This window comes from Bacillus sp. DWP3-1, assembly GCF_049896565.1.
Classification (GTDB): domain Bacteria; phylum Bacillota; class Bacilli; order Bacillales; family Bacillaceae; genus Bacillus.
Map to the genome: position 1 here is coordinate 210834 of NZ_JAFCUN010000005.1, position 12580 is coordinate 223413.

11 protein-coding genes are annotated in these 12580 nt (G+C 43.1%); 5 read left to right on the forward strand and 6 right to left on the reverse strand.

All coding sequences use genetic code 11. From position 1 onward, the window contains the following. Nucleotides 1-58: 58 nt before the first annotated feature. Both ACP7A0_RS12840 and ACP7A0_RS12845 read right to left on the reverse strand, forming a co-directional pair. Nucleotides 59-1450, reverse strand: coding sequence for an amino acid permease (locus ACP7A0_RS12840; protein WP_060595736.1), 1392 nt, complete (start codon nucleotides 1448-1450; stop codon nucleotides 59-61). Between the two features lie 180 nt (nucleotides 1451-1630). Next, nucleotides 1631-2704, reverse strand: coding sequence for a tetratricopeptide repeat-containing glycosyltransferase family 2 protein (locus ACP7A0_RS12845; protein ID WP_106048675.1), 1074 nt, complete (start codon nucleotides 2702-2704; stop codon nucleotides 1631-1633). A 133-nt stretch (nucleotides 2705-2837) separates the two neighbouring features. Here ACP7A0_RS12845 and ACP7A0_RS12850 point away from each other — a divergent pair, with 133 nt between their 5' ends. Beyond that, nucleotides 2838-4727, forward strand: a complete 1890-nt coding sequence (locus ACP7A0_RS12850) for an ABC-F family ATP-binding cassette domain-containing protein (RefSeq protein ID WP_106048676.1) — start codon at nucleotides 2838-2840, stop codon at nucleotides 4725-4727. 25 nt (nucleotides 4728-4752) lie between these two features. On the opposite strand, the gene folE2 is transcribed toward ACP7A0_RS12850, so the two are convergent. Continuing rightward, nucleotides 4753-5649, reverse strand: coding sequence for a GTP cyclohydrolase FolE2 (folE2, locus tag ACP7A0_RS12855; RefSeq protein ID WP_426005407.1), 897 nt, complete (start codon nucleotides 5647-5649; stop codon nucleotides 4753-4755). Between the two features lie 143 nt (nucleotides 5650-5792). Between folE2 and ACP7A0_RS12860 the strand changes: the two genes are divergently transcribed. Both ACP7A0_RS12860 and ACP7A0_RS12865 read left to right on the forward strand, forming a co-directional pair. After that, nucleotides 5793-6218 carry a MerR family transcriptional regulator gene (locus tag ACP7A0_RS12860; RefSeq protein ID WP_060595739.1) on the forward strand — a complete coding sequence of 142 codons (426 nt, stop codon included), beginning with the start codon at nucleotides 5793-5795 and terminating at the stop codon, nucleotides 6216-6218. Nucleotides 6219-6274: 56 nt separating this feature from the next. Beyond that, entirely contained in the window at nucleotides 6275-7465 is a 1191-nt protein-coding gene (locus ACP7A0_RS12865; protein WP_066031184.1) for an MFS transporter, read from the forward strand. A gap of 49 nt (nucleotides 7466-7514) precedes the next feature. Here the strand turns inward: ACP7A0_RS12865 and ACP7A0_RS12870 are convergent, their stop codons facing one another. Next, nucleotides 7515-9068 (reverse strand): ABC-F family ATP-binding cassette domain-containing protein, encoded by a 1554-nt coding sequence (locus ACP7A0_RS12870; RefSeq protein ID WP_106073139.1) that lies wholly within the window; start codon nucleotides 9066-9068, stop codon nucleotides 7515-7517. A 152-nt stretch (nucleotides 9069-9220) separates the two neighbouring features. Between ACP7A0_RS12870 and ACP7A0_RS12875 the strand changes: the two genes are divergently transcribed. Then, nucleotides 9221-10363, forward strand: a complete 1143-nt coding sequence (locus ACP7A0_RS12875; protein ID WP_066031182.1) for a DEAD/DEAH box helicase — start codon at nucleotides 9221-9223, stop codon at nucleotides 10361-10363. A gap of 35 nt (nucleotides 10364-10398) precedes the next feature. Here ACP7A0_RS12875 and ACP7A0_RS12880 read toward each other — a convergent pair whose 3' ends face one another. Both ACP7A0_RS12880 and ACP7A0_RS12885 read right to left on the reverse strand, forming a co-directional pair. Further along, nucleotides 10399-11403: an NADP-dependent oxidoreductase gene (locus ACP7A0_RS12880; RefSeq protein WP_375567049.1), complete on the reverse strand. Its 1005-nt coding sequence runs from the start codon at nucleotides 11401-11403 to the stop codon at nucleotides 10399-10401. Between the two features lie 108 nt (nucleotides 11404-11511). After that, a complete protein-coding gene (locus ACP7A0_RS12885; protein ID WP_060595743.1) occupies nucleotides 11512-11901 on the reverse strand; it encodes a YfmB family protein in 390 nt (129 codons plus the stop codon). Between the two features lie 221 nt (nucleotides 11902-12122). On the opposite strand from ACP7A0_RS12885, the gene ACP7A0_RS12890 reads away from it, so the two are divergent. Beyond that, complete coding sequence (locus ACP7A0_RS12890; protein ID WP_060595744.1) at nucleotides 12123-12470, forward strand: general stress protein; 348 nt, start codon at nucleotides 12123-12125, stop codon at nucleotides 12468-12470. Nucleotides 12471-12580: the final 110 nt, after the last annotated feature.

Sequence of the window (12580 nt, forward strand, 5' to 3'; positions counted from 1 at the left end):
GCCAAAAACAGCGTGATTTAAGCAAAAAAAAGAGACCGGGAAACCCCGTGTCTCTTTTCTAATGTGTTTCATTAAGATGACTTTTTCGTCTTGCATAGGTGAAGTAAACAACGACACCAATGGCCACCCAGATAAGGAAGGCTCTCCATGTCACCCATGAAAGGGTAGTTGCGAGTGTGATACAAATGACCGCGCTGATAATCGGAAGAACAGGCACGAATGGCACTTTAAACGCTGCTTTGACATTCGGGTGCTTTTTCCGTAAAACAATGACGGCAATTGAAATCACCGTAAAGGCTGCAAGTGTACCGATACTCACTAAATTCGCAAGCGTCGATAAATTCACAAAACCTACGATACATGCTGCGACAGCACCTGTCAGCCAAGTGTTGGCAACGGGTGTTTGCGATTTTGGATGAACATTTGAGAAAACTTTTGGCATGAGTCCATCGCGGCTCATCGCAAAGGTTAAGCGAACCTGCGCATAGACCAAGGCAATTAAAACCGTTGTGATCCCAATAATGGCACCGGCTGATATGATACCTGCCACACTATGAAGGCCAACGACTTGAAGAGCAAATGCGACAGGGTCACTGACATTCAGTTTCGTATAGTGAACCATGCCGGTTAAGACAAAGGACACACCGATGTATAAAATGGTACAAACACCGAGCGCCCCGATAATGCCGATCGGCATCGCCTTTTGCGGATTTTTGACTTCTTCAGATGCATTGGCGATCGCATCAAATCCGAGATAAGCAAAAAAGACTGTTGCCGCGCCTGCGATCACTCCTTCAAAGCCCATCGGCATAAAGGGTGTCCAGTTTTCAGGTTTGACGTAAGCAAAGCCTGAAATGATAAAGAGAAGGACGATGGCAATTTTGATTAACACAATGATGTTATTCAGCTTCGTGCTTTCTTTGACGCCTCTTGAGACGATAAAGGTGATGAGTAAAATAATAAGTGCGCCTGGAAGGTTAAAGACGGCACCATCAGCGGCTCCAGGTGCAGCTGATAAAGCCTTCGGTATGTGCAGACCGAATCCACTGAGCAGTGATTGAAAATAGGACGACCATCCACTTGCTACAGCAGAGAGCGCAATGACATATTCAAGCATGAGATCCCAGCCCATTAAGAAGGCGAGAAATTCCCCAAGTGTGGCGTAGGAATACGTATAGACGCTTCCTGACACAGGAATGGACGAGGAGAATTCAGCGTAGCAAAAAGCAGCAAGGGCGCATGCGATCGCAGCCAAAATAAAAGATATAATAATCGCAGGTCCCGCATCCTTTGCTGCCGCAACCCCCGTAATCACAAAGATACCAGTCCCGACCACGCAGCCAATGCCAAGCAAGATTAAATCAAACGTATTTAACGATCGGCTAAGCCGCTTCGTTTGACTTTCAAGCATGAGCTGGTCGAGAGACTTTTTTCGAAATAAAGAACTCATGTTGACCTCCTAATGGATAAATCTTTTCGTAAGACGAATGTTAGTATATGCGTAATTGACAATTTAGTCAATTGGTTGAAAAACGCTTTAAATCACTAAAGTGTTAAACATCACAATCGAATTTGTGCATAAAAAGAGACATCCGCTGGCAGGTGGAAGGCGGATGTGGAGACGGGGGATCTATGTCTGTTCAGCAAATATTTTTTCATTGAACAGCACACTTGGATGAGTGGGGTAATGGGCGGAGGAGGCAAGGTGATGTGTCTTGGCTTTTTCCAAATCGCCGAGCTGATAATAACAATAGCAAAGCTGGAGATGTGGATACCACGTTTTATACTGTGTGAGTGTGAAGGCTGTTTCGTTTTCAGGAGCCTTCAGCGCCTGCTCATACCAAAAGATCGCTGCCTGATGTTTATTTTGTATTTTTAGATGATCCCCGATCCGGCAGCAAAATTCTGGACGGGGCTGATCGTATAAGAAAGAACGTAATAATGAGGATAAAGCCGCTTCCTCGAAGCCTGCCGCATAATAGCAGTCGGCTAAATATTGGCATGTGCGAATTTCATCCTCAATCCAGCACTGTTTTGTCGCTAAAAATTCATGATAAAAACGAATCGCCCTGACATGCTGCCTGTTATCTCTTAATTCATTGGCAAAGTAAAAGAGATCACGTGGCGTCATGTCCTCTCCTTTTGCGAGCATGTCTTCATAAATTCGAAGATTGCGCCCGGGCTCACCAGTGGTTGTTTTCTTGCGCTTTTGATGTGTGACGGCTATATCGGCTGGAAAGATGTTGCCATACACTTGAAGAAACTCATGTACGGCCCCGTACCACTGAAAGTTCAAGGCACGCTTCACAAGGCGATTTCTTCTATATTTAAAATTCACCTGACCGTCTTCATCGAATCCCACATGATAAAACATCGAGACGGCGTCCACCGAAGGATCAAGTGTCTCTTTGAGATGAAGAAGTTTTTGACGGTCTTCTTCAAGCAGAACATCGTCAGCATCAAGCCATAAAATATACTCTTTCGTTGCATGTGAGAAAGCGAAATTGCGGGCTTTTGCAAAGTGCTGAACCCATTCGAAATCAAGTACCTGTGCTGAAAAGGAGTGAGCAATCTCCTTCGTACGATCTGTTGATCCTGTATCAACGATGATCATTTCATCTACAATGTCTTGAACAGAGGAAAGGCAATCCGCCAATACTTCCTCTTCATTTTTCACAATCATACATAAGCTAATGGTTACCATCTTTAGATCACCTCTTCATAGTGTATCGAGCAGCAAAAGGAAACATTCTTTTCAGCAGCGGGTTTTTTAAAACTAGTTTTCTGCTACCGGCTGATTTAAAATAAAGGGAGAATCTATGTAAGGGCTGATAAAAATGAGTTTATTGAATGTTGAAGGATTATATAAAACATATGGCGAGAAAACGCTGTTTGATCATATTTCTTTTCATATAGAACCAAGGGAGCGCATCGGATTGATTGGACCAAACGGAACAGGAAAGTCAACGCTCCTAAAGGTCATTGCGGGACTTGAATCGTATGAGGAGGGTGACATCTCGAAAGCAGGGACACTTGATATCGAATTTCTCGAGCAAGACCCTGAAATGAGCGGGGATGAAACGATTCTTGATTACATTTTTTCTGGAACGGCACCCATGATTCAAACGATGAAGGCATATGAAAAGGCGCTAGCCGATTTAGAGCATGATCCGCAAAATGAAGCAAAACAAGAAGCGCTCATGCGTATGCAAAATCGAATGGATCAGGAAGACGCATGGGATGCGAACCTGTCAGCAAAAACGATTTTGACAAAGCTTGGTGTCAAAGATGTGAGCCGCTCTGTTCATGCATTATCAGGCGGACAGAAAAAGCGTGTCGCGATTGCTAAAAATTTAATTCAGCCCGCGGGATTGCTGATTTTAGACGAGCCAACCAACCATCTCGATAATGCAACGATTGAATGGCTCGAAGGATATTTGAGTCAATACAGCGGTGCTGTCATTCTGGTGACGCATGATCGTTATTTCCTAAACCGTGTGGCCAACCGAATTTATGAATTGAATCAAGGGCAGCTCTATACGTATAAAGGAAATTATGAAGTCTTTTTAGAAAAAAGAGCCGAACGAGAAGCAGAAGCTCAGGTGAAAGAAACGAAGCGTCAAAACTTACTCAGACGAGAACTTGCATGGCTGAGAAGAGGGGCAAAAGCAAGAACGACGAAGCAAAAAGCTCGCATCGGCAGAGCCGAAGAGCTGATGGATCAAAAAGGGCCTGATGCGAAAGGAGAGCTTGATTTCGCTATCGGCTCGCACCGCCTAGGAAAACAAGTCATAGAGGCAGAAGACTTATCAATTTCATTTGCTGGCCAGACCCTTGTGGAGCGGTTTACAGATTTAGTCGTGCCGGGCGACCGGATTGGATTTATCGGACCGAATGGAGTCGGCAAAACGACTCTTCTTAACTGTCTAGCGGGTAAAATAGAACCGACTACAGGACAATTGACGATTGGACAAACCGTTCGCATTGGCTATTACACGCAGGATCACAAGGAAATGGATGAAGAACTGACCATCATTGAGTACATCAAGGAAACAGCTGAGATCGTCAAGACATCTGATGGCGCTATCGTGACAGCAGAGCAAATGCTAGAACGGTTCCTATTCCCAAGATCCATGCAGCGGACGTTTATTCGCAAGCTGTCAGGGGGAGAACGCCGCAGATTGTATTTATTGAAAGTCTTAATGGAAGAACCAAATGTTCTCTTTTTAGATGAGCCGACGAACGATCTTGATACGGAGACCCTCAGCATTTTAGAGGATTATTTAGAACAGTTTCCTGGCGTTGTTATGACCGTATCGCATGATCGTTATTTCTTAGACCGAGTGGTTCACCGTCTGCTTGTCTTTGAAGGTAATGGCCGCATTTCACACTTCCAAGGTGCTTACAGCGATTACATGGAGCAAGAAAAAGAGGCGAAGCGGACAGAGACAAAGCCTGCTGAGAAACAAGTAGAAGCGGCGCCTAAAAAGAGAAAAAAACTTTCTTATAAAGACCAGCTTGAATGGGACGGAATTGAAGACCGGATTCAGGCATTAGAGGAAAAACACCAGCAGCTTGAAGCAAGCATTGCGGAGGCAGGCAGTGATTTTGGAAAAATTCAAGAGCTGATGGACGAACAAAAAGCCGTTGCTGAAGAACTAGAACAAGCAATGGACCGCTGGACAGAACTATCGCTGATGATTGAGGAATTAGAGAGTCATGACTAAGAAATAAGAAACCTGTAGAGTTGATCTACAGGTTTTTTTGATAAGAGCATTTCGCATAGGCATCATGCTGATGAATGGATTCCTCATTACGACACTCGACTTGAAAGCCCCTGACCCATGGCTGCTCATATAATTCGATGGCCATTAACCTTGTGAGATCTTCTACAAAGCGTGGATTTTCATAAGCCTCTTCTGTCACTTTCTTTTCATCAGGTCTTTTAAGCACAGGATACAGCGGTGCACTCGCATTGGACTCAATGATATGTAAAAGAGCTGCTTTCATGTCGTTAGGGAATGATGCTTGTTCAAACAACTCTACCTGAATGGAAACAGAGCCACGCTGATTATGTGCACCGTATTCACTAATTTCTTTAGAACAAGGACATAATGTGGTGACTTGTGCATCGCAGCCAATATGACAGGTCCATCCATCCTTTTCATGAAAATGAATGTCATATGTGATTGTCGCATGTATCAAACCCGATTTCCCGGTGACTGGGCTTTGCTTTTCCATGTACCAAGGGAAGGAAACTTGAACCGAGGCAGATGACTGATTCATCTGACGGGCAAGCGCTGCTGTCAATGCTTTTAAGCTATTCACATCAAGCGGCTTTCCGCTTTCGTAAAACGAGTGCAGCTGTTCAGTGAGACGGCTCATATGAATGCCTTTTTCGTGAGCTCTCAGGGAGGTACTCAGTGCAAAGTCAGCAGAAGTTATTTGGTCCTGCGGTGCCGTTTTAGACAAAATTCGTACAGGATAAGACACGCGGCAGATGCCGACTTGTTCAAGATGAAAATAAAAGTCCTGCTCCGTCTTTTGGGTGTCAGTCATGTTCTCTTTTTGAGAAGGCTTCGTTCCAAGGCTTGGCGGTACAGATCCGAATTGTTGGTGTCGTTCTTTTTTGGGTGGAAAAGAAAACATGAGATCCCTCCTTTAAATCGTAATAATTCCTATTTATTTTGCATCAAAACACGAGAAAAATCAAGAGTGAGAACATTTACGTTTACGTTAAGGTTATAAAGGTGTATAATAAATCATGAATTGATGAGCAGGAGGCACTGGCAATGGAATGGATGAAAATTGATCAAGTGGCGAAAAGAAGCGGACTGACCAAACGGACGATACGTTTCTATGAAGAGATTGGTTTATTATCAGCACCAAAGCGGACAGAGGGCGGTGTCAGACTTTACTCAGAGGACGACATGGAAGAACTAGAGAAAGTGATGCAGGCAAAAGAGGTACTTGGATTTTCTTTACAAGAGCTTCAATCGTTTATGGAAATAGGAAAGCAGCTTGAGCTGAATAAAGAAGGTTACTTGCTGTCGCTTGATCCGAAGGAACGATTAGAGAAGCTGTTAGATATTGAAGCGCAGCTGTCTGTACAGCATCAATTGATTACAAAAAAGCTTGAAACGATCCAATCTTTTAAAAAGGATCTTGAAGCGATGAAAGAAAGAGCGGCTCATGCAATTGAGCAATTACAAAAATAAACACCTCTGCGTGTTTATTTTATTTTGTCAACATTTGAAGGAAAGGTTCTGATGGAATGAAGGAAGAAGAAGTGTTGAAACAGCGTACAAGTCTGCTTAGGCAGCCGAAAGCCGTCTGGGCTGTTGCCTTTGCGTGTGTGATTTCATTTATGGGGATAGGACTTGTGGACCCGATCTTGCCAGCCATTGCATCACAATTAGATGCATCTCCAAGTCAGGTCTCTCTTTTATTTACGAGCTACTTACTTGTGACCGGCTTTGTCATGTTTTTTACCGGCTTTATCTCTAGTCGGATTGGTGCGAAATGGACGTTATTAATAGGACTTATTTTTATTATTGTCTTTTCTGCTTTAGGCGGTACCTCTTCAACGATTAATGAATTAATCGGCTTTAGAGGCGGATGGGGCATTGGGAATGCCTTATTTATTTCAACTGCCCTCTCTGTGATTGTCGGTGTGTCTGTTGGAGGAAGTGCGAAGGCCATTATTTTATACGAGGCTGCACTAGGTCTTGGGATTTCGGTTGGACCGCTGCTTGGCGGAGAGCTTGGGACGATCTCTTGGCGCGGGCCATTCTTTGGCGTTGCGGTGTTAATGCTTGTTGCTCTTTTAGCCATTACGTTTATGCTCCCGCCGATGCAAAAACCTCAGAAAAAGGTGAAATTATTCGAGGCTGTCGGGGCGTTAAAATATAAAGGGCTATTAACGATGGCATCTGCGGCTTTCTTATACAATTTTGGTTTCTTTGTGCTTTTAGCCTATTCGCCATTTGTGCTTCATCTGGATGAGCATGGTCTTGGTTATGTCTTTTTTGGATGGGGACTATTTTTGGCAGTGACATCCGTCTTCTCAGCGCCGGTCATTCATCGCAAACTTGGGACATTGACTTCCCTTGTGGTTCTGTTTGCTTCATTTGCTGTGATTTTATTCGGCATTGGGGTATGGACTTCACATGTTGTAGTCGTCATCTGCGGAATTGTTATTGCTGGGGGCATCCTTGGCATGATCAATACAGTGCTCACGACCGCTGTGATGGGATCGGCACCGGTTGAACGTTCGATTGCTTCATCCTCTTACAGTGCTGTGCGGTTTATTGGGGGCGCGATTGCTCCTTGGATTGCCGGCGTACTTGCTGAATCTTACACAGCAAGCACCCCTTACTATGTAGGGGCGGCTGTCGTTCTGTTAGGCATGATCATCCTGCTTCTTGGCCGGAAGCATTTGGTCAATATTCAAGCAGGTCATTAAATAGAAAAAAGCCTTATATCTTCTGAACAGATATAAGGCTTTTTTGTCGTTATAATACTTTTGTCGTCCAAGATTCGCAATTCCAAGTTTCAGTTGCTACATCTTGATAAAATTCAGGTTCGTGAGAGATCAATAAGACGCTCCCTTTGTATTCTTTTAATGCACGTTTTAGTTCTTCTTTTGCATCGACATCCAAGTGATTGGTCGGCTCATCGAGAACAAGTAAGTTGGTTTCTTCGTTGATCAGCTTACAAAGACGGACCTTTGCTTTTTCTCCACCGCTTAAAACAGACACGCGGCTTTCAATATGCTTTGTCGTTAATCCGCATTTTGCAAGAGCGGCTCTGACTTCATATTGCGTGTAAGAAGGGAAGGTACTCCACACCTCTTCAATACAAGTGTTGCTGTTTTGCTCTTTTACTTCTTGCTCAAAGTAGCCAATATGCAGGAATTCTCCGCGTTCCACCTCACCAGAAATTGGCGTGATTTCTCCAAGAAGACTTCGCAGCAATGTCGTTTTTCCGATACCGTTAGCGCCGTATAACGCAATTTTTTGCCCGCGTTCCATTTTCAGATTCAATGGACGAGAGAGCGGTTCATCATAACCAATGACCAAATCTTTTGTTTCAAAAATCAATTTCCCGGAAGTTCGTGCCGGCTTAAAGTGGAATTCAGGCTTTGGCTTTTCTGCTGCGAGTTCAATCATATCCATTTTATCCAGTTTCTTTTGACGGGACATGGCCATATTTCTTGTGCTGACACGTGCTTTGTTTCTTGCAACAAAATCCTTTAATTCAGCGACTTCCTGCTGCTGCCTTTTATAAGCTGCTTCAAGCTGCTGCTTTTTGGCTTCGTACACTTGTTTAAATTGATCATAATCACCAACATAGCGCGTGAGCTCTTGATTTTCAACATGATAAATCAAGTTAATGACACTGTTTAAAAATGGAATATCATGTGAAATGAGGATAAACGCATTTTCATATTCCTGTAAATAGCGTTTCAGCCACTCAATATGCTGCTCATCCAAATAGTTGGTTGGCTCATCGAGAAGGAGAATTTCTGGCTTCTCTAACAGCAATTTCGCAAGCAATACTTTTGTACGCTGCCCGCCGCTCAGCTCCGTCACATCACGGTCCAGCCCAAGATCCGTTAACCCAAGACCTCTCGCAATTTCTTCGACCTTGGAATCAATGATATAAAAATCATTGTTTGTGAGCGCATCTTGAATGACGCCAACTTCCTCTAACAGCTTTTCCAGCTCATCAGGATCGGCTTCACCCATTTTGCCGTAAATGTCATTCATCGCTGCTTCCATGGAAAATAAATAGTGGAATGCATCCTGAAGCACTTCGCGGATCGTTCTTCCCTTTTCTAGTACAGTATGCTGATCAAGGTAGCCGACACGGACATTTTTTGCCCATTCGACTTTTCCTGCATCTGGCTCCAGCTTGCCAGTAATAATATTCATAAACGTTGACTTTCCTTCACCGTTGGCGCCAATTAAGCCGACATGCTCGCCTTTTAATAAACGGAAGGAGACTTCGTGAAAAATGGCTCTGTCGCCAAAGCCATGGCTTAAATCTTTAACAGATAATATCATTTTTTACACCTCAAATAGATTCAAAACGGCTAGTGCCTCTCATGATTATATCGAACTGTCCGGCTCGATAAAAGCATCAAAAGAAAAATTGCGTTTCAAAGCTGATTTTGAGATACTAAAGGATAGATTGAATGAGGATAAAGGAGATCGACATGATAGAAAATTGGGCATTTTTGAAAGAAGCAAAGCCATTTATTCAGGAAAACTTTCAAGCGGCTGGCTTCGAAAAACCAACAGCTATACAAGAAAAAACAGCAGAGTGGATTACGGAGAAGCGTGATGTGATCGCAGAATCGCCTACGGGAACGGGGAAGACACTGGCGTATGTGTTGCCGCTTTTAAATAAAATCGATGTGAATATCAAGCACCCGCAAGTCTTAATCTTGGCACCTTCAAGAGAGCTTGTGATGCAAATTTTTGATGTCGTGCAAGAGTTCAAACAAGGGTCAGATATCAAAGCGGTCTCCTTGATTGGTGGAGCGAACATCAAAAAGCAGCAGGAAAAACTAAAGAAACACCCGAACATCGTTGTCGCAACACCTGGCCGTGTACAGGAATTAATCAAAATCAAGAAACTGAAAATGCACGAAGTCAAAACGGTCGTGCTAGATGAAGCAGATCAGCTTCTTGTGCCAGAGCATATGAAAACGATCCAAGCGATCATTAAATCCACATTAAAAGAAAGACAAATCCTCTGTTTTTCTGCGACGTTAAAAGAGGAAACGGTTCAACTGATTAAACAAATGACGTCTGAACCAGAAGTATTGAAAATTGCCAGAAGTGAGGAAGAAGCGCAGAAAGTAGGACACTATTATCTGTTATGTGATCAGCGTGATAAAGTGAAATTACTGCAAAAGCTATCACGGCTTGAGGACATGCAGGCGCTCGTCTTTGTGCGTGATATTACGAATTTAAGCATTTATGCAGAGAAATTAGCGTATCACCATGTCGACCTTGGTGTGCTTCATAGTGAAGCGAAAAAAGCAGAGCGTGCTATCATCTTAAAGGAATTTGAACAGCGTGAATTCCCGCTTCTCCTTGCAACAGATATCGCAGCAAGAGGCATCGACATTGACGATCTGCCGTACGTGATCCATGCCGACCTGCCAAACGAAGAAGGCTATATCCACCGTTCAGGCAGAACCGGGCGCGCAGGAAAAGAAGGGGCTGTCATCAGTCTTGTCACACCTCAAGAGCATGCAATGCTCAAAAAAATGGCGAAAAAGCTGAATCTTACGCTTCAGGAAATTGTTTATAAGCAAGGCCAGCTGCATCTTGCGCCCAAGCAAGCATAAAAAAAGGACCCTTCCACATGGAGGGTCCTTTCTTTTTATGAAATTTTGACAAGCTGTTTTCCGACATTTTCCCCTTTAAATAGTCCAAGGAATGCATCAGGAATGTTGTCAAAGCCTTCAATGATTGTTTCTTTATAAGTCAGTTTGTCTTCTTTAACCCAATGTGCGAGATCTCTTGCAGCCTCTTCAAAACGATCTGAATAGTTGGCAACAATGAAGCCTTGCATCAATGCGCTTGTTTTAATGAGTTTTGTTTGCACACGCGGTCCGATGTCCTCGCTTGCGCTAATGTTATAAGACGAAATTGCGCCGCACACTGGAATACGTGCAAAGCGGTTCAAATGATTCATCACGGCATCAGAAATTTCGCCGCCAACATTGTCAAAATACACATCGACGCCGTTTGGACAGGCCTTTGCTATGGCATCATCTAAATCATTTGTTGTTTTATAATTAATCGTTTCATCAAAGCCTAGTTCTTTTAAATAAGCCAGCTTATCATCAGATCCCGCAATCCCAACGACGTGAGCGCCTTTGATCTTAGCAATTTGTCCCACAACGGAACCAACGGCACCTGCGGCTCCAGAAATGACAACGGTCTCGCCTTCTTTTGGCTGGCCAATCGCAAGAAGTCCGAAATAAGCGGTTTGCCCTGGCATGCCCAAAATTCCTAAATAATAGGACAATGGCGCAATGGATGGATCAATTTTAGTCAGAGATTCAGCTTTGGCTGTAGAATATTCTTGCCAGCCAAGGAATCCAAGAACAAAATCCCCTTTTTCAAATTGAGGCGATTTGGATTCAACGACTTCTCCGACAACACCGCCCTGAATCACTTCATTTAGCTTGAATGGAGGTGTATAGGATTTTGTATCCTGCATTCGTCCTCTCATATAAGGATCTACAGAAACATATTTCGTTTGAATCAAGACTTCGCCATCTTGCGGCACAGGTATATCGACTGTTTCAAAATGAAAAACATCTTTTGTAGGTAATCCTTTTGGACGTTTGGCTAATTGAATTTGCTTTTGTTGACTCATGTCAAATCCTCCCTTTCACTTGCAGCCTAGATTTACATTAACATGATGCTTCTTTTCATTCAAAACATACGGTCTTTTTCAAACACATACAAAAAAGCAGCCGCCATCTCATAGATGAGGACTACTTTTTTGGAAGTCAACAGAGAGGAGCGGCGGCAGACAGCCAAACAGCTGATACGCGTCCGCATCACGTTCTTTTAACAAATATTCGTTCGCATTTTGCATGGAGGCTTTCATCATATCGCGCGTCACAAAAGGAAAAAGGATATTCAAGTATGAGGACAACAGGTCTTGTGGATCTTGTTCAATCGACTCGATATCTCCAATGTTAATGATGATTGAAAAGAGATAATCAATGGAGATGCGAAAGTGCTGTTCAGCAAACAATGTAAGCGGCTTTGCTTTTGCTTCTTCAGGATTCCACTTCTGAAAAAGCTGTTTCACCAAATCACTGACAACCCAAGCATTAAACTGCTGCTCCGCTGAAAAGTAATACATCAGCTCTACCTCATTTCTAGCCTCCAGTATAAGAATTGTACAACAAAACAGCAGGGATGAATACAATATTTCAGAAAATTTAGTCATTTTTTCGGGCTTTTTGTCAAAAATAAGCCAATAGGCACGGTTAGTACACAATGTAAAATGGATGTGCTCAAGGAAGGTTTAATGACAAAAGTGACGGGTAAAAGATTCGTAAGACGCTAAAGGAGGAATATAAAATGAAACCTGTTGTAAGAGAGTATTCAAATGATGAGACACTTCAAAGAGATGTAGAGCAATTAAAAGCACTCGGTGTTGCAAGAGAGGACATTTATGTTCTGTCCCATGACGATGATCGTACAGAGCGTATTGCTGGAAATGCAGATGCTAATACGATAGGTCAAAGAGAAGTTGGACTTAAACATGCTGTTGGGAACATCTTTAGTAAAAAGGGCGATGAGCTCCGAAATAAAATCCATGAAATTGGTTTCTCTAAAGAAGAAGCTGAGAAATTTGAAGAACATTTAGACGAAGGAAAAGTCCTTCTCTTTGTGACAGACCATGAAAAAGTGAAAACTTGGGCATAAACGCCAACTGAAAAAAGCCTCTTACTTTCGTAAGGGGCTTTTTTTCATGCCGATATCTCTGAAGAAGAGAACACATCTTTTTTACTATAATAAGAAAAAACATCAGATTG